The sequence below is a fragment of the Flagellimonas hymeniacidonis genome (assembly GCF_008040165.1).
In the GTDB taxonomy this organism is placed as follows: domain Bacteria; phylum Bacteroidota; class Bacteroidia; order Flavobacteriales; family Flavobacteriaceae; genus Flagellimonas; species Flagellimonas hymeniacidonis.
This window is the reverse complement of sequence record NZ_VRUR01000002.1, coordinates 894,860-913,435: the sequence shown is the minus strand read 5'-3', so window position 1 is coordinate 913,435 and position 18,576 is coordinate 894,860. Positions and strand designations below refer to the sequence as shown.

Sequence of the window (18,576 nt, the reverse complement as noted above, 5' to 3'; positions counted from 1 at the left end):
TTGATGGGGTGTTCTTTTGAACTGGGTTTGATTGCTTCAGATGCTGCTATAGCAAATCAATATTTGGAGCAAGGTATTCGTGAAATCCAGCGAATAGAAAATCTGCTATCTGAATTTAAACCCGACTCCCAAATTTCTATAATCAACCAGCATGCGGGTGAGGCCACCGTACATGTAGATAATGAAGTTGTGCAACTTTTACACCGGAGCCAAAAAATATCCAGTATTTCAAACGGTTATTTTGACATCACCGTCGGTCCCTTAAAAAAATTGTTCCGTTTTAAAAATGAAGCATTTGTATTTCCTGCTAAACATAGTATTGCGAAAGCACTCAAGAAAGTTGGATATCGAAAAATTTCGATAGACCCTGAAACCAATTCAGTAAAGTTAAATTCAAAAGGAATGCACATTAGTCTTGCCGCCATAGGAAAGGGCTATGCTGCCGATGTGGTTAGAAAGATGTGGAAAGAAAATAATGTTATTGGCGGATATATTGATGCTAGTGGTGACCTGACCGCCTTTGGCCATGACGAAAAAGGTGAGCCCTGGAAAATAGGCATTGCTAATCCTGATAACAGAAATGAGACATTGCTTACTATTCCATTGCATGAAGCTTCAGTTGCAACATCCGGTGACTATGAGCAACATTTTATTCATAATGGAAGTAGATACTCTCATAACATTAATCCAAAAGATGGAAAACCCATAAAAGGAATTAAAAGTGTATCCATAGTTTCACCAAGTGCTGAACTCTCTGATGCATTGGCAACCGCGGTTTATGCCATGGGAATTGATAAAGGGCTTTCTTTTTTAAACCAATTACCAAAAACCCATGGAATCATTATTGATGATCAAAACAAAATATTCTTTACAAAACAACTACACTATGAAGCGGTTTCTATATAGCATTATACTCTTACTATTTTTCCACTTCTTTCTTTGGTCTTGCTCCACCACATTAAAACCCTATGAAAGACAATATATAAATGACCCAGAAATGTCAATGTCAGGAACCAGTGATATCAAATTTCAACATTATGTGCATACCATAAGAGAAGGTGCATTGGTGGCAGAAGGTAATAAGGGCAGCGGAGGCTGTGGCTGCAATTAGCGTATTGATATATGAACAAAAGAACCATACTGGTAGGTAGCCTCGCATTTTCATTCTTATTCTCCAAAGCGCAAAACAAAGAAAACAATGCCTTTAAGATAAATGAAACCGAAGTAGAGCTCTTGTATAACCACTACGTACAAAGTGGGGACAATTCACCAGTTACCGGAGGTGAGGGAACCGAACAATTAAGTGTTTTTGGACCTACATTCAATCTAAAAAAGTCGTTTGGGAAAAACGGGCTTGATTTTCAATTTGGAATTGATGTTATTTCATCCGCATCCACGGATAATATTGATAGGGTCATGTCTTCTGCTTCTAGGTTGGACGCCCGCTCCTACTCCAGTTTACATTATTCCCGTTATTTTGAAAAAAGTAAGCTTGCCGTGAATGTTGGGCTTAGTGGTTCTATAGAATCAGATTATTTTTCTTTCGGCAAATCCATTGGCATATCAAAAGTTTCCAAAAATGATATGCGGACCTATACCGCCCAATTGCAAATATTTAATGATGATTTACGATGGGGAAGACTTGAGGGTGGATTTTTGGCGAGTCCGCAATTTCTAATTTATCCGGTAGAATTGCGATTTCAAGAATGGTACGATGAGTATAAAAGAGATTCTTATAATTTGAATTTAGGATTTACCCAAGTCGTAAATCAAAAAAATACTATTGGAATCTTTTCTGTACTCAGTTTACAAAGAGGACTATTAGCAACTCCTTTTCATAGAATCTTTTTTACCGATGACACAAGAGCAGTGGAGCAGTTTCCCAATAAGCGCTATAAAGCAGCACTTTCGCTAAAATGGAATAGTTTTACTTCTGGCGGTATTATTTTAAGAAACAAAATTGGTGGTTATGTGGACGATTTTGGAATATTTGGATTAACACTGGATAATGAAACTGCACTAAAGCTTAGCCATAAATGGACATTGCTTCCCAGTTTTAGGTTTTATACGCAAAATGGTTCCAAGTATTTTGCGCCTTTGGGTGAACATAATCCAAATGACGACTATTACACTTCCGATTATGATCTATCTTCTTTTCAGTCTTACAAATTTGGTATGGGCTGGAGACACTGGCCAGATGCAAGAAAGAACAAGGGATTGAACTCCTTCACTTTTCGTTACTTTTTTTATCACAGGTCCAATGGGTTAAATGCCCACACCGTATCCACATCTTTTAGTTTCAAGAAAAAAAGAAAAAGAAGAAGCTAGCAGCCATGCACAAGAATAAAATACCCTCTTGTAATTCCATAACTTTTGTTACCTTCGTTACCGATTATTAGCGATTTGTTTGATAAAATTCTCTGCTCGCTAATTCAAGCGCCGTGATTATCATCTCCCGAGACAGCGCCTAATAGATTAGAATAATACTCCCCCACTAATTTTTTATCACAATAACAAGGAAGAAAACCTTATAATTTGAACATTATGAAAACTAAACTTGGCTTGGTCGCAGTAGTACTGGGCGTATTAGCAGCGGTCCATTTTTTGACCCAAAACAATTCGGCAAAAACATCTAAAAACTATCAGAAAGCTTCTTTTAGTTTTATTAAATGTACCCCCACCAAATACCTGCTTGATGTGGTTGATTCCACACAACAAATCTCTCCCCTTTTTGAAAATTTGGGAGATTTGCGTTACACCATTACCACCAAAAATGAGAGAGCTCAAACATTCTTTAATCAAGGGTTAAGGCTTACGTACGCCTTCAACCATGCAGAGGCACATCGATCATTTATGGAGGCTTCACGTTTGGATCCAACCTCAGCCATGACCTTTTGGGGTCAAGCCTATGCATTAGGTCCTAACATCAACGATCCATTGTCACCAGAAGACCGTAAAATAAAGACCAACGAGGCTATGGCCAAAGCCAAAAGTCTGGCTACCAATGCCACTGTAAAGGAAAAAGCTCTAATTCATGCTTTAACAGCGCGCTATAGTGAAGATCTTACAAAAGATGTTGCTGAACTCAATATGGCTTATATGAATGAAATGGCTAAAGTATTGCAACAATTTCCAGAAGATGCAGAAGTTCAAGTGCTTTATGCTGCCTCGGTAATGAACACAGTACCATGGAATTATTGGGATGCTCAAGGGAATCCTTCTCCAAACATTCCAGAGGCCAAAGCAGCTCTTGAAAAAGCGATGGAAATCAATCCAAACAATCCAGGTGCACACCATTATTATATTCACATGGTGGAATTACCTAAACCGGATTTAGGTGTTGCAAGTGCAGATAAGTTAGGTGGATTAATGCCAGCTGCAGGTCATATTGTCCACATGCCCTCACATATTTATATTCGCGTGGGACGTTATTTGGATGCGGTGACAGCTAATCAAGCCGCTATTCTGGCTGATGAGGATTATATTTCCCAATGCTACTCACAAGGTCTATATCCTTTAGGATATTACCCGCATAACATCCATTTTTTATGGTCGGCAGCTAGTTTGCTAGGAGATAGCGACATTGCTATTGATGCCGCTAAAAAAACCGCAGAAAAAGTGCCGATTGGAGAGTATATCACTATGCCATTTTTACAAGATTTTGCCGCTACCCCCATGTTGGCATATACCAGATTTGGCAAATGGAATGAGATTCTTACCATCCCAGCGCCAAACCCAGACATTAAGCATCTAACCCTAATACGACACTATGCCAGAGGAATGGCTTTTGTGCGTAAAGGGAACAGTAAAGAAGCGCAAGAAGAATTAGATGCCATTCTAGCTCTGAAAAATGACCCTGATTTGGCAGATTTGGTGGCCACCCCGCAAAATCCTTCTAGTAGTTCCGCAAACATAGCCTACGAAGTAGTGGCTGGCGAGTTAGCTGCTTTAAATGGTGATATTTCCAAAGCGATAACCCACCTTCAAAATGCAGTGAAATTTGAAGATGCTCTCACCTATACCGAGCCGGCGGCATGGCATATCCCAACAAGACAGAACCTAGGTGCCATTTTAATGAATGCCAAAAAATATGAAGAAGCGGAAAAAATCTATAGGGAAGACTTGGATGTCCTACGCCAAAATGGTTGGTCACTGATGGGCTTACACAATAGTTTGAAAGCTCAAGGGAAAATGGAAGAAGCTGCCACCATAAAACAAGAATTTGATAAAGCTTGGGCACATTCCGATATTAAAATTGAAACCTCCATTTTATAAGCGCATGCCAATGGGCGAATTCAAAAAATTAAATGCATTTAAAATACCAATAGTTCTTATAGCTATTGGTATTTTGATTTTTTTGTTTCTCTTTTTCAATAGTAAATCGGAATTACCTATCTATGGTCCTCAAGATTTCAATCCAGAACTAGTAGATGTCAGTCTCCAGAACAGTGAAGCCCCGCATACAGTGGCTAATTTTACTCTAATGAATCAGAACGGGGAACGCATTACACAAGCTGATTATGATAATAAAATTTATGTCACCGATTTCTTTTTTACCAGGTGCCCAAGTATCTGCCCTATCATGTCAAATAATATGGGCAAATTACAACAGGTTTTTCTTGAGAATGATGAAGTAATGCTGCTATCCATGTCCGTAACACCAGAAATGGACAGCATTCCTATTTTAAAAGCGTACGCCGACAGAAACGGGGTTATTGATACCAAATGGAACATTACCACTGGCGATAAGAGGCACATATACCATTTGGCACGTAAAAGCTATTTTGCTGCTGTGGATGAAGGTGATGGAGGTTTGCAAGATTTTATACATACTCCAAATTTTGTCTTGGTAGATAAAAAAAAACGAATACGCGGGGTTTATAATGGAACGGATAATGATGAAATCCTTCGATTAATTGATGATATTAAAATTTTATCGAACTAAATTTGACTTTATACAATAGTATCCTACAGACTTAGTATCATTTTAATTCATGACGATAACCAACAGCACCAAAGAAGATCTTTCAGAAATTTTCAGACTTTATGGACTGGCTACTGAATACCAAAGAATAAAGTTTCCTGATAACCTATGGCCAGAATTTGATGAGCATCTTATCACCACCGAAATTTCAGAGAATAGGCAGTTTAAATTACTCATCGAAAACAAAATAGCCTGTGTTTGGGCAATATCTTATAGCGATCCGCAGATTTGGGAAGGTAGTGAGAACGATGACGCCATTTACATTCATAGGATAGCCACAAACCCCGACTTTAGGGGCAACAACTTTGTAAGGAAAATTGTTGAATGGTCTATTGCTTTCGCAAAAGAGCGTAAAAAAGACTTCATAAGAATGGACACTTGTGGTAATAATGTGCGACTAATCAATCATTATATAAGCTGTGGCTTTACCTTTTTGGGAATGAAAAAATTAAAAAACACATTGGGCCTACCATCACATTACCATAATGCGGATGTATGTTTCTTTGAAATAAAGTTAGATTACTAAACCGCAAAGGGGATTATTCTTCTAAACATCCTGCCCTACCCCTGGTATCAATCAAATAAATAATTTTCCAATCTCCATCAAAATTAACGAGTTGGAAGGAATTAATTCCACAGTGACTAAACTTTCCATTCAACCAAAACTCATAACCAACCCAAGCATTGGCCATTGTTCTATCAACTTGAATAGAAAAAGAAGTCAATTTTTCTTGAAATGATATGCTATCGGGAATACTAGTGATGGATGTGATGAGTTTATCAAATTTCTCTGTTTTAAACAACGTTTTTCCTTGCTTGTTTCTGGCGGTGGTTTGCAATACCACATCATCCGTGACCAAGCTTTTCATTGCTAACGAATCTTGTTTGTGGAAACCATCAAAGAAGGCTTCAACTACCTGTTTAACTTCTTGCTCAGGAGTTACCTCAGGCGGATTAGGGCCTTGTGCACTAGTTTTCACAAAACAAACTAGACACAATACCGATACAAATAAAGTTTTCATTTTTGAAGTTTTTCGATTGATACACAAATTAAACAAATCTGCTTACATTTAACCACTAAATTGTATTGAATGTCAGTTGCCAAAAAAGAATACAAAAGGGTTACCGTAAAATCCTTAGTGGAAATGAAACAAAATGGAGAGAAAATTTCCATGCTAACTGCTTACGATTATTCCATGGCTAAAATTGTGGATTCTGCCAATGTAGATGTCATACTGGTTGGAGATTCAGCCAGTAATGTCATTGCAGGCCATGAAACCACACTCCCCATTACCCTAGATCAAATGATTTATCATGCCAGTTCTGTGGTAAGGGCTGCAAAAAGAGCCTTAATCATCGTTGATATTCCCTTCGGGAGCTATCAAAGTGATTCAAAAGAAGCATTGCGCTCTGCGATTCGGATTATGAAAGAAAGTGGAGCGCATGCAGTAAAAGTTGAAGGAGGTGCAGAAATAAAAGAATCCGTGAAGCGTATTATAGGAGCAGGCATCCCGGTTATGGGGCATTTAGGCCTCACTCCCCAATCCATTTATAAATTTGGGACTTATACGGTAAGGGCCAAAGAAGAACAAGAAGCCCAAAAACTAAAAGAGGATGCCAAAATGCTAGAAAAACTTGGGTGTTTTGGAATTGTTCTTGAAAAAATACCTGCAAAATTAGCCAAAGAAGTAGCTGAAAGTGTCTCTATTCCTATCATTGGCATTGGTGCCGGAAATGGTGTAGATGGGCAAGTGCTTGTTGTTCATGATTTATTAGGAATGACCCATGAATTTAATCCCCGTTTTCTGCGTAGATATATGAATTTATATGAGGATATGGGCAACGCAATCTCACAATATGTGGATGATGTAAAGCAACGGGATTTCCCTAATGAAGAAGAACAATATTAATCTCTCCAAGAGTTAATCATTTTTAGTTGTCAGATAACACCACCCATTCCAATTTTTCCAATGTAGATATACTCTACGAAGACAATCATCTTATTGCGGTAAATAAAAGACCAGGTGATATCATCCAGGGAGATAAAACTGGCGACGTACCACTAAGTGAGGTGGTAAAGCAATACCTCAAGAAAAAATATGACAAACCAGGAAATGTCTATTTAGGTGTTGTACACCGCTTGGACAGGCCAACTTCGGGTATTGTAATTTTCGCTAAAACTTCCAAAGCCCTACCACGATTAAATAAACTTTTTGCTGAAGGGAAAACCCAAAAAACCTATTGGGCAGTGGTGAAAAATGCTCCGGAGAATCAAAATGGAGTATTGACCCATTGGCTTGTTCGCAATCCAAAGCAAAATAAATCGTATGCCTATAAAAAAGAGGTTTCCAATAGCAAAAAGGCCATTTTGGAATATACAGTTATCAAAAAACTTGATTCTTACCACCTTTTGGAAATTGATTTAAAAACAGGGCGGCATCATCAAATTAGAGCGCAGTTGAATACAATGGGATGCCACATAAAAGGAGATTTAAAGTACGGTGCAGATCGCAGCAATAGAGACGGAGGAATTCATTTACATGCAAGAAGTTTGGAATTTGAACATCCCGTAAAAAAAGAAAACATCAGATTTGTGGCCAAACCACCAAACGATCCTGTTTGGAATGCTTGTGTTTAACGTTTGATTGCCAGTGCTTTTTCCCTAATAATTTGCCCTACAGGTTTATTTTGCAAGTGACTTTCTAACCAAGAAAGAATATCCAAATACAAAAATGCTCTTTTTTCATATGGATGATTCTCGTATTTCTTCAACTCATTGTACAGCTTCTGAAATTCGTTTCTAAGGTCACTCGGATAAATATCGCCCAGACTACGTAAAAATTTGATCATCTCCTTCTGTACGGCATGCAAGTCATTCATTTTCAAAAGAAACTTATAGGTACTTTTAAGCTGTACTTCCAGATGGTAGTCCATTCCAGCTTCATAATGGGCAACCAAGCTTAGCACCCTTGCAAAGCACATAAGGTCTTCGCGCATTTTCAGATTCTTATTGGAAATAATTTTCTTTAAATAGACAATACAATTTTTATTGTCATCATTTCCAAAATAAAGACAGGCTATCTTATAATACAAGAGCATAATATGGTGCTCATCTATACGGTCCCTATGTTTTTTAATCCCATATTCAATAATATTGACCAAGTATAAACCACGATCAAATGTGCCCTCTAAAAAGTGGAGACTGAGCTTGTTGGAGTTGAGATATAAAAAAGCAAGTGAGGTAATATTATCATTCTGAGGAAATTTTGGGCTGCTCAACTGCTGCTCCATTCTTTCCAAAGTTTGTTTAAACTGGGAACTGTATTTTACAAAAAAGAGGGATTCCAATAAATAATGGTTCCCTTTTAAAAAGAATACAGGATTTAAGGCTATCATCTCTTCGTTTTCATAAAAGAGATCCACCCATTTACTTGCATATTTATAGGACGATAAAAAATCTTGGGTTAAAAAACTATACCACAAATGAGCCTTGTATAGCCATAGTTTTTCCCTAAAGCCCAAATCATCCAAATCATATGCAGGTAAATGTGCCTCAAAATAATCCTGAACGCTTTTTAAATCTTCATCGTTACGCACATAGCCCACTTTCAACATCATTCCATAGAGTTGAAGAGAAAGGTTAGAAAGCTTACTGGTCATCACATTATGCGCAGAAAGTTCCTTTGCCTGCGTAGTAAGTTCATCTGCCCGTCGTGGAATACTCCTAGTAATGTATTGCGTCTCTATAATTTTTTCGAGTTCAACGATCTCGTAGGCAACATTTTTTTCTTCATTTTCAATGGCAAAATTTTTGGCTTTATCCAAAATCTTGAGACTTTGCTTGTACAGTCCTTTTTGATAAAGAATGGTAGCAAAATCAAGCTGCTCCCTAATTTGAACCCTTATGTTTTGGTTAACCGGGTTAAGCCGTAAACTCACTAGAATCTGTTTATATAGGTGTGCTTTAAGGTTTGAAAGCTGTGATTTTTTCACAATGCCACTATCCAAAATCTGACGTTCATCATAGGTGCGCATCTTGTCCAATAAATTGAAAAGTGCCAAAAACTTGGCATCCGTATTCACCCCAAGTCTTCCTACATATAGCTTAAACTGTCGTTTTTCTGATTTAGAAAGGGATTTTATTAACACAAACAGCGTGTCCCTATGGGCATTTGTCATCGTAAAAAATATAAATTAACCATTTGTATTTCAACACATTAATCCTTATGAAATACAATTTAACGTTGTAATGGATTTTAGCATTTTACAGTTCTTGCCAACGCCTACTATATCTTCGTAAGGTTTAGATAAAACTGACAACAATAATGGCTAAAGATAAGGTACAAATTTTTGATACTACACTAAGGGACGGAGAGCAAGTTCCTGGATGTAAATTAGACACAAAACAAAAATTGGTCATCGCAGAACGTTTAGACGTTTTGGGAGTAGACGTTATTGAGGCAGGCTTTCCTATATCAAGTCCAGGAGATTTCAATTCTGTTCAGGAGATTGCCAAATTGGTAAAAAATGCAACGGTTTGTGGTCTTACCCGTGCCGTTAAAAAAGATATTGAGGTTGCTGCAGAAGCCATTAAAATTGCCAAGCGACCAAGAATTCACACAGGAATTGGAACATCAGACTCCCATATTAAGTACAAGTTTAATACCACCCGTGAAAAAATTATAGAGCGTGCGGTAGATGCAGTTGCATATGCAAAATCATTTGTTGAAGATGTGGAATTTTATGCCGAAGATGCTGGTAGAACTGACAATGAATTTTTAGCACAAGTTTGTGAAGCTGTAGTTAAAGCAGGTGCAACAGTTTTGAATATTCCAGATACAACAGGATATTGTTTGCCAGAAGAATATGGGGCAAAAATGAAATATTTAAAAGAAAATGTGAAGGGTATTGATAAAGCAATACTTTCTTGCCATTGTCATAACGATTTAGGTTTAGCAACAGCAAATTCTATCGCTGGAGTTGTTAATGGGGCAAGACAAATAGAATGCACCATTAATGGAATAGGAGAACGAGCAGGAAATACTTCTTTGGAAGAGGTTGTAATGATCTTAAGACAGCATCCTTATCTAAACTTGGACACAGGCATCAACAGCCAACTCCTTTTAGACACCAGCCAAATGGTATCGCAAAAAATGGGAATGCCAGTACAGCCCAATAAGGCCATTGTTGGGTCCAATGCCTTTGCGCATAGCTCTGGAATACATCAAGATGGAGTTATTAAGCAGCGGGAAACCTATGAAATTATTGACCCTAAAGATGTAGGAGTGAGTGAGTCATCAATCGTTCTGACTGCAAGAAGTGGACGTGCTGCTTTGGCATATCGTGCAAAAAATGTGGGATATGAGCTCACTAAGCTTCAATTGGATGTGGTTTATGAAAACTTTCTAAAGTTTGCAGATCAGAAAAAAGAAATTTTGGACGATGATATCCATCAAATTATTGAAACAAGTGATATTGCCATTCAAAGTTTGGCATAATTATTTCTACTTCTAATACACTTGAAATCACCATTAAATGAATCTGAATATTGCATTGTTGCCTGGAGATGGTATAGGACCGGAAGTTTTAGCCCAAGCCGTGAAGTGCCTACAAGCCGTTGAAGAGACCTTTAACCACAATTTTATTTATAAGGAAGCACTGGTTGGTGCAATTGCCATCGATAAGAAAGGAAGTCCACTGCCAGATAACACCCTGAATCTTTGTAAGGAATCGGATGCCGTATTATTTGGAGCTATAGGTGACCCTAAATATGACAACAATCCCAATGCGACAGTAAGACCAGAGCAAGGATTACTCAAGTTAAGAAAAGCGCTTGGGCTTTATACCAATATTAGACCTGTTAAAGTTTTTCCGACCCTTATAGAGAATTCACCGCTAAAGAAAGAGATTATTTCCGGAACCGATTTCACCATTTACCGAGAATTGACTGGGGGCATTTATTTTGGTGAGAAAAAAATCAACAAAGAAGGTACTATAGCTTCTGATTTATGTGAATATTCTGAAAAAGAAATTTCGCGAATAGCGCATTTGGCCTTCAAAGCGGCTAAAAACAGAAGAAATAAACTCACTTTAGTGGACAAAGCCAATGTACTTGAATCATCTAGGCTTTGGAGAAAGGTTGTCGCCAAAATTGGTGAGAGTTATCCAGAGGTTAAATTGGAATATTTGTTTGTGGACAACGCGGCGATGCAAATCATCCTTAATCCAAAACAGTTTGATGTTATCCTAACCGAAAATATGTTTGGAGACATCATTTCAGATGAAGGCAGTGTTATAGGTGGCTCTATTGGGTTACTGGCCTCGGCATCCATAGGGGATGAAAATGCGCTGTTTGAACCCATTCATGGTTCTTATCCGCAAGCCAAGGGGAAAGATATTGCAAATCCCATTGCTTCCATTCTATCGGCCGCAATGCTTTTAGAACATTTTAAACTGTTTGAAGAAGCGATGGCTGTCAGAGAAGCGGTAGATAAATCTTTAAAGAAAGGTGTGGTTACTCCCGATTTAGAAACCAAAAGCCAATATGGCACCAATCAGGTTGGGGATTTTATTGCCGAAAATATTGTTGACAGCGAGGATGACTTCAATATGAATGATGAAAACATCGACCTAGGAAAGTCTACCATTATTTAAGCTCAACCGTTTCCTCGGTTAGCATACTTATAGTTTCGGAAAACTCTTTTTTAAATTCTTCAAACTTCCTGCCAGTAGCAGGACCATTAAAACCAGTGTGTATTTTGTTGACCGCTCCATTTTTATCCATATAGATAGTGGTTGGGTAAGACAATACATGGTTTAACATCGGTAGTTTTTCATTCGCCTTTTGCTTACTAGAACTACCAAATTGGGCCAATAGGATTGGATACTCCACTCCCACTCTCTTTTTAAGCCGAGCAATACCTTCAAATGCTTTTTCTTGTGTCTTGGCATACTCAAAAGCCAAGGCTACAAACTCAACATCCAACTCAGGGTTTTCATTAAGAAAATCCACATAAAAACGCGTCTCATCCAGACAATTCGGGCACCATGTTCCCATAATCTGAACAAGAACTACTTTATTTTCAAATCTTGCATCGGACAAACTCACTAAATTGCCTGCTTCGTCTGGAAAAGAAAAATCAAAACTGTCATATCCATCCTTTAAAAAAGTCAACGTATTCGCATCTGGAAGTTCAAAAGCTTCATTTCTTCTTGCCACAAATTTTTCAACCGAGTGATTACCTGAATAAAAATGGCCTTGCAGGGTACTATCCGTCACTCGAGCCGTAAACAAAAATGCATGTGCACCATCAAACGTGGAAAGCTTAAGGGTATCGCCGCTTACTGTACCTTCCAAATACCTATAATCACCAGTTGTAGTTCTAAAAGTCCCATTTACTTTGTTTCCATTTTGCATAAATATTCCCTTGGCAGGGTACTCATCCTCTGTGTCAACATCAAAATAGGTTTCCCAAATTCCTGAGATATCATTATTAGCGGGCTGGTTTGCCTCAAATCTATCCCGTTCTCCATAAACGGCTTTAAAAGGAACAATGCGTTCCAAACTTTCTTTAATAAAATCTCCTCTGATTTCGTTTTCGGAAAACACTCCAGAAATATATCCTTCAAAAATGGGCATTTTGATATGAATGGAATCATTGTTTATTTCAATTTCGTCAACTAGTACTGTCTCATCTGCATTGTACATTTCTATGCGATAGCCACCTTCTTTACTTTCTGATAATGTGAAATTAAATGGGAGTTCTTCCGTTTCTGAAACATCCAATTTTGCCCACCATTTTCCGGTAAGAAGTTCTTTTTGCTCTTCTTCACAAGAAGAAAATAAAAGCATGAAGCTTATTGCTAAAAACCAAATTCTTTTCATATTCTGAAAGATTTATCCTTAAAATCGAAAATACAACGCAAAAATTACAATAAAGGCGATTGTTTAGAATATTATTTACATTGAATCTCTTCCCCTATTGTTTTATCTTTGTCCACTTTAAAATTGGGGTATGAAGATTTCTTACAACTGGTTAAAGCAATTTTTGCAAATTGACTGGGATTCGCAAAAAACAGGAGAAGTGTTGACCGACCTAGGTTTGGAGGTTGAGGGCATTTCTAGCTTTGAATCGGTTAAAGGAGGATTACAAGGTGTTGTGGTAGGCCACGTACTTACTTGCGATAAGCATCCGAATGCAGACCGACTTAGACTTACCACTGTTGATGTGGGTGAAGATGCTCCTTTACAAATTGTTTGCGGAGCTCCCAACGTGGCAGCTGGTCAAAAGGTGCCTGTTGCTACAATTGGCACTACCCTATACACCAAGGAAGGTGAAGCTTGGAAGATAAAAAAAGGGAAAATTAGAGGTGAAGAAAGTCAGGGCATGATTTGCGCTGAAGATGAACTTGGCTTAGGAGAAAGCCATGATGGTATTATGGTCCTGAGTGAAATACTGGAACCAGGCACACCTTGTGCACAAGTTTTTGAAATTGAAAATGACGAAGTATTCGAAATAGGACTTACTCCCAATCGTGCGGATGCTATGAGCCATTTTGGTGTGGCTCGTGATTTAAAGGCTGGACTGGAACAATTGGAAATCTCCAAGGAATTGGTAACTCCTTCCACCAGTAATTTTTCCATCGATAATAGATCGCTTAAAATCGATGTTGAGGTTGAGGATAGCCAATTGGCACCTAGATACTGTGGTGTAACCATCAGTAATATTATTGTTCAAGAATCTCCTCATTGGCTAAAAAACAGACTTAAAGCTATTGGTTTATCTCCTATTAATAATGTGGTTGATGTGACCAATTATGTTCTTCACGAGTTGGGCCAACCTTTACATGCTTTTGATGCCTTTAAAATAAAAGGAGGGAAAATTGAGGTAAAGACTTTGCCCAAGGGAACAAAGTTCACAACTTTGGATGATGTGGAGCGTGAGCTTCACGAAGATGATTTAATGATTTGTGATGCGGAGAAACCCATGTGTATCGCAGGGGTTTTCGGAGGAATACATTCTGGTGTAACCGAACATACCTCTTCCATATTCTTGGAAAGTGCCTATTTTGATTCTGTATCGATTAGAAAAACAGCAAAAAGACATGGTTTAAATACCGATGCTTCCTTTAGGTTTGAAAGAGGAATCGATATTAATATGACGGAGTATGCGCTGAAAAGGGCTGCACTATTGATTCGTGAAATTGCAGGTGGGGATATTAGTTCAGAGGTGGTTGACCTTTACCCTAAAAAAGCACAAGAACGTCAAGTTTTCTTGACTTTTGATAAAATCAACTCCTTGATTGGACAGGAAATTCCACGGGATACCATAAAGTCTATATTGGCCTCGCTGGAAATAAAGGTGAACAATGTTACCGAATCCGGTCTTGGGCTCACCATTCCCACGTATAGAGTAGATGTGGAACGCGAAGTAGATGTTATTGAAGAAATTCTAAGGGTTTTTGGTTATAACAACATTGACTACAAAGAAAAGCTTACCGCTTCCATTGCCAAGACTTCCAGGTTTGAAAGTTATCGGATTCAGGATATTGTTGGAAACATGTTGGCAGCTCAGGGTTTCTATGAAATTATGACCAATAGTTTGGTTGCAGCAGGAACTCAAAATGTTGTAGAGACAAAGAAAAAAACTGTCGATATGTTGAATCCCTTAAGTGCTGATTTATCAGTATTAAGGACTTCAATGCTGTTTTCTGGATTGCAAACGGTTAGTTATAACAATAACAGACAGAAAACAGATTTAAAGCTGTTTGAATTTGGAAAGACCTATCATAAGTCTGGAAAAAAGAATAACGAGTGTCAACATTTAGCGCTTTTTGTCTCTGGGAATCGTTCTAAAAATAACTGGGCCCTATCTGCTAAGAAAACCGATTTTTTCTTCTTAAAAGGAAGTGTGGAAACCATTTTAGATAGATTAGGTTTAAGGGATGTATCCATAGAACCCTATTCGGATGACATTTATGCGGAAGGCTTGCAATGCAATCTAAATGGCTCTGGATTAGGAACTTATGGCTTAGTGAACAGGGCTATATTAAAGGAATTCGATATTAAACAAGAAGTGTTTTATGCTGATTTTGATTGGGATTTAATCCTTAGTTCCTTAAGCAAGCAAAATAAACAGTTTAAAGAAATTCCTAAGTTCCCAGAAGTAACTCGTGATTTTGCTTTACAATTGGATGAAGCCGTTTCATTTCAGCAGGTATACAATTTGGCATGGAATACCGAAAAAAATCTTCTTAAAAAGGTGAACTTGTTTGATGTTTATAAAGGCAAAAATTTGCCGGAAGGGAAAAAATCCTATGCCGTTAGTTTTACTTTATTGGATGAGAAGAAAACCTTGACCGATAAACAGATTGACAAAATAATGTCCAAGTTATTGGCTCGTTATCAAAAAGAATTGGGAGCTGAATTGCGTTAACTACATTTGGCTTGGTACAATCACGCTATCAATCTCGTGAATGACACCATTTTTTTGATTTACGTCCGCAGCAGTAATTCTTGCAGTATTCCCAACAGGATCCGTTAAGACAATATCATAACCATCCATATGGGCAATTAGTTTCTTTCCCTGAATGGTTGTAAAACTAGCTTTTCCATTTCCTTTGCACATAGCTCTTAAAATATGTGAAGCCGATAGGTTCCCTGCAACCATATGATAGGTAAGCAAAGACTTCAATTCGCTTTTGTCATTGGAATTGATTAATTGCTCCATTTTTTCATTGGAGAATTTTGCAAAGGCAGCATCAGAAGGTGCAAAAATTGTAAAGGGTCCCGATTTATCTAAGATATCTTCCATTTGGGTAGCTTTTACAGCTGCCAGAAGCATCTTATGTTTATCAGATTCAATAGTATTCTGGGTAATGGACTTAGTAGCTGACTCGCTGATTTCTTGGGCAGAAATCGATAACGTATAGGCAAAACATAGACCAAGTAGGATTCTTTTAATGGGGGCTTTCATAGTTGTTCTAATCTTTGGGACTGCTTCAAATATACGTCTGAAAAATATAGTTAGACGTTCAAATACCAAAATCTTCGATAAGTTACATCTTTTTATGAAAACGGAGCAGTTTTTTGAAAACTCAGAAATCAATTTAACATAATGTTAACATATTGATTTTTCACTCAATTCTAAAACAGTATTACAATTCGTTAACTTTGAGGGAATTGCTAAGAAAAGTGAACATGATATTCAAAAATACAGACATTGAGCATAAGCTGTATCTACAAAGAAAAAAGAGTGCTAAAGAACATCAACTTTTAGAAGAAGTACAGCACATTTTAGCTAGCAACTTTACACAAGAAGCTAAAATTAATACGGAGCTCCATTCTAAAAACAAAATAGTTGTCAATAATTTCAATTTTGACCTTTTAGAAACGGAATACATTTATCATCTAGATCAAATAAAGGAAATCTGTATTAATTACCGACTTCGATTTCTGGACAGCAGTTATTTTAAAGGGAAAATTCCTGAGCAGGCCATTACCAAAATTAAGACCCTAGAAGCTGATCATGATATTGACATCAAAGGGTATAAAGTTATGGCGCCATCCAAACTTTTTAAATTGGAAGACAGGGATGACCCACTCCTCTTTGCTCCCATTGGAAATAATTATTTCTACCTGATCCATAAATGGGGGAATGACCTCCATCCATTTCGTAAAATGCTGGCGTGGCCATTTAAAAATATAATCAATCTAACCTTTTTAGTCGTACTGATAAGCTATTTGGTTTCGCTTATGGTACCCAATGGGTTGTTTTCAAAAAATAACTCCACAGCAGAATTTTGGATTATTTTCTTCTTTATGTTCAAGGCTATCGCCTCCATTGTAATTTTTTATGGATTTGCTCTGGGAAAAAACTTTAATCCAGCTATTTGGAACAGTAAGTATTTTAATGCGTAGCTAAAGTGTTATACCGCTGCCATAGCGTACATTTTCTTTCGCTGTTCCTTGATTGATTTATCAGACATATAGTCATCAAAAGTTAAATAGCGATCTATGCATCCTTTAGGAGTCAATTCTATAATTCTGTTGGCCACGGTATGAACAAATTCATGATCATGGGTCGTTAGCAAAACGGTACCCTTAAAATTCTTCAGTGAATTGTTGAAAGCCGTTATACTTTCCAAATCCAAGTGATTGGTAGGCTCATCCAACAGCAACACATTGGCACGTAAGAGCATCATTCTACTCAACATACAACGCACTTTTTCTCCTCCAGAAAGCACCGTACATTTCTTAAGGGCTTCTTCTCCACTAAACAACATTTTACCCAAAAACCCTCTAATGTACACCTCTTCTCTTTCCTCCTCCGTCTTGGTCCATTGGCGTAACCAATCCACCAAACTAATAGGGTCTTCAAAATACGAAGCGTTATCTGCTGGCAAATAAGATTGGATTGTAGTTACTCCCCATTTATAATCTCCACTACCTGCAGGCACTTTTCCGTTTATAATATCATAGAAAGCGGTGGTTGCTCTTGAATCTTTGGAGATTATGGCCACCTTGTCCCCTTTTGCCAAGTTGATATTCACATCTTGAAACAACAAATCTCCATCATCTGAAGTCGCGGAAAGCTTTTCGACATTCAATATTTGGTCTCCGGCCTCACGTTCTCTTTCAAATATAATCGCGGGATACCTTCTGCTAGAAGGTTTGATATCTTCAATTTTAAGCTTATCCAGCATTTTTTTACGGGATGTTGCCTGCTTGCTTTTTGCAACGTTGGCACTAAAGCGTTGAATAAACTCTTGAAGTTCCTTGGCTTTTTCTTCTGATTTTTTGTTTTGCTGTGCTCTTTGTCTTGCAGCCAATTGGCTACTCTGGTACCAAAATGTATAGTTTCCAGAAAACAAATTTATTTTTCCAAAATCGATATCCGCAATGCTAGTACACACGGCATCTAAGAAGTGTCTGTCGTGAGAAACTACGATTACCGTATTATCATAGTTGGCCAAAAAGTTCTCTAGCCAGTTTATGGTTTCGTAATCCAAATCGTTTGTAGGCTCATCCATGATCAGCACATCTGGGTTACCAAACAAGGCTTGGGCCAAAAGCACCCTAACCTTCAATTTAGAGTCCAAATCGGCCATATTGGTATAGTGTAGCTCTTCCGCTATACCCAAGTTGGACAACAGCGCAGCAGCATCGCTATCTGCGTTCCATCCGTTCATTTCTTCAAATTGCACTTGCAACTCCCCTATTTTCTCTGCATTCTCATCCGTATAATCTGCATAGAGTGCATCTATCTCTTTCTTAATTTTAAAAAGGGGTTTATTGCCCATTACCACCGACTCCAATACGGGAACATCATCATACGCATTATGGTTTTGTTCTAGAATGGACATCCTTTTTCCAGGCTCTAAATGGACATGCCCCGAGGTAGCATCTATTTGCCCCGCCAATATCTTTAAAAAGGTAGACTTTCCGGCACCATTGGCGCCAATTATCCCATAGCAATTCCCATGGGTAAAGGTCACATTTACCTCATCAAACAAGACTCTTTTTCCAAACTGCACTGATAAATTAGATACTGATAACATGCAATGATATATTTTTTGCAAAAATAGCTAAA

17 protein-coding genes are annotated in these 18,576 nt (G+C 37.9%); 12 read left to right on the top strand and 5 right to left on the bottom strand.

Annotated features, from left to right (window positions below; all coding sequences use genetic code 11):
* Positions 1 to 3 precede the first annotated feature (3 nt).
* From FVB32_RS13050 to FVB32_RS13025, 6 genes are all read left to right on the top strand, one after another.
* Positions 4 to 906 (top strand): FAD:protein FMN transferase, encoded by a 903-nt coding sequence (locus FVB32_RS13050; RefSeq protein WP_187269572.1) that lies wholly within the window; start codon positions 4 to 6, stop codon positions 904 to 906.
* Positions 887 to 1,111 carry a DUF4266 domain-containing protein gene (locus FVB32_RS13045; protein ID WP_147744233.1) on the top strand — a complete coding sequence of 75 codons (225 nt, stop codon included), beginning with the start codon at positions 887 to 889 and terminating at the stop codon, positions 1,109 to 1,111. Before FVB32_RS13050 ends, FVB32_RS13045 begins: the two co-directional genes overlap by 20 nt.
* An 11-nt stretch (positions 1,112 to 1,122) precedes the next feature.
* The gene (locus FVB32_RS13040) at positions 1,123 to 2,328 is read left to right on the top strand and encodes a DUF3570 domain-containing protein (protein ID WP_147744232.1); all 1,206 of its coding nucleotides are present in this window, start codon (positions 1,123 to 1,125) and stop codon (positions 2,326 to 2,328) included.
* Between the two features lie 216 nt (positions 2,329 to 2,544).
* Positions 2,545 to 4,275, top strand: coding sequence for a tetratricopeptide repeat protein (locus FVB32_RS13035; protein ID WP_147744231.1), 1,731 nt, complete (start codon positions 2,545 to 2,547; stop codon positions 4,273 to 4,275).
* 10 nt (positions 4,276 to 4,285) lie between these two features.
* Positions 4,286 to 4,945 (top strand): SCO family protein, encoded by a 660-nt coding sequence (locus FVB32_RS13030; protein WP_147744230.1) that lies wholly within the window; start codon positions 4,286 to 4,288, stop codon positions 4,943 to 4,945.
* 49 nt (positions 4,946 to 4,994) lie between these two features.
* Entirely contained in the window at positions 4,995 to 5,510 is a 516-nt protein-coding gene (locus tag FVB32_RS13025; RefSeq protein ID WP_147744229.1) for a GNAT family N-acetyltransferase, read from the top strand.
* Positions 5,511 to 5,523: 13 nt separating this feature from the next.
* Here the strand turns inward: FVB32_RS13025 and FVB32_RS13020 are convergent, their stop codons facing one another.
* Positions 5,524 to 6,006 carry a nuclear transport factor 2 family protein gene (locus FVB32_RS13020; protein ID WP_147744228.1) on the bottom strand — a complete coding sequence of 161 codons (483 nt, stop codon included), beginning with the start codon at positions 6,004 to 6,006 and terminating at the stop codon, positions 5,524 to 5,526.
* Positions 6,007 to 6,075: 69 nt separating this feature from the next.
* Between FVB32_RS13020 and panB the strand changes: the two genes are divergently transcribed.
* Complete coding sequence (gene panB, locus FVB32_RS13015; RefSeq protein ID WP_147744227.1) at positions 6,076 to 6,894, top strand: 3-methyl-2-oxobutanoate hydroxymethyltransferase; 819 nt, start codon at positions 6,076 to 6,078, stop codon at positions 6,892 to 6,894.
* A gap of 26 nt (positions 6,895 to 6,920) precedes the next feature.
* Positions 6,921 to 7,622, top strand: coding sequence for an RluA family pseudouridine synthase (locus FVB32_RS13010; RefSeq protein WP_147744226.1), 702 nt, complete (start codon positions 6,921 to 6,923; stop codon positions 7,620 to 7,622).
* Here the strand turns inward: FVB32_RS13010 and FVB32_RS13005 are convergent.
* Entirely contained in the window at positions 7,619 to 9,163 is a 1,545-nt protein-coding gene (locus FVB32_RS13005; RefSeq protein ID WP_147744225.1) for a hypothetical protein, read from the bottom strand. The genes FVB32_RS13010 and FVB32_RS13005 overlap by 4 nt on opposite strands.
* A 146-nt stretch (positions 9,164 to 9,309) precedes the next feature.
* Here FVB32_RS13005 and FVB32_RS13000 point away from each other — a divergent pair, with 146 nt between their 5' ends.
* A complete protein-coding gene (locus FVB32_RS13000; protein WP_147744224.1) occupies positions 9,310 to 10,482 on the top strand; it encodes a 2-isopropylmalate synthase in 1,173 nt (390 codons plus the stop codon).
* Positions 10,483 to 10,519: 37 nt separating this feature from the next.
* Positions 10,520 to 11,638 (top strand): 3-isopropylmalate dehydrogenase, encoded by a 1,119-nt coding sequence (gene leuB, locus FVB32_RS12995; protein WP_147744223.1) that lies wholly within the window; start codon positions 10,520 to 10,522, stop codon positions 11,636 to 11,638.
* Here the strand turns inward: leuB and FVB32_RS12990 are convergent.
* Positions 11,631 to 12,869, bottom strand: coding sequence for a peroxiredoxin family protein (locus tag FVB32_RS12990; protein ID WP_147744222.1), 1,239 nt, complete (start codon positions 12,867 to 12,869; stop codon positions 11,631 to 11,633). The genes leuB and FVB32_RS12990 overlap by 8 nt on opposite strands.
* Before the next feature lie 130 nt (positions 12,870 to 12,999).
* Here FVB32_RS12990 and pheT point away from each other — a divergent pair, with 130 nt between their 5' ends.
* The gene (gene pheT / locus FVB32_RS12985; RefSeq protein WP_147744221.1) at positions 13,000 to 15,420 is read left to right on the top strand and encodes a phenylalanine--tRNA ligase subunit beta; all 2,421 of its coding nucleotides are present in this window, start codon (positions 13,000 to 13,002) and stop codon (positions 15,418 to 15,420) included.
* Here pheT and FVB32_RS12980 read toward each other — a convergent pair whose 3' ends face one another.
* Complete coding sequence (locus FVB32_RS12980; protein WP_147744220.1) at positions 15,421 to 15,960, bottom strand: fasciclin domain-containing protein; 540 nt, start codon at positions 15,958 to 15,960, stop codon at positions 15,421 to 15,423. It abuts the gene before it with no gap.
* 224 nt (positions 15,961 to 16,184) lie between these two features.
* Between FVB32_RS12980 and FVB32_RS12975 the strand changes: the two genes are divergently transcribed.
* The gene (locus FVB32_RS12975; protein ID WP_147744219.1) at positions 16,185 to 16,904 is read left to right on the top strand and encodes a hypothetical protein; all 720 of its coding nucleotides are present in this window, start codon (positions 16,185 to 16,187) and stop codon (positions 16,902 to 16,904) included.
* An 8-nt stretch (positions 16,905 to 16,912) separates the two neighbouring features.
* On the opposite strand, the gene FVB32_RS12970 is transcribed toward FVB32_RS12975, so the two are convergent.
* Positions 16,913 to 18,544, bottom strand: coding sequence for an ABC-F family ATP-binding cassette domain-containing protein (locus tag FVB32_RS12970; protein WP_147744218.1), 1,632 nt, complete (start codon positions 18,542 to 18,544; stop codon positions 16,913 to 16,915).
* Between the last annotated feature and the right edge of the window lie 32 nt (positions 18,545 to 18,576).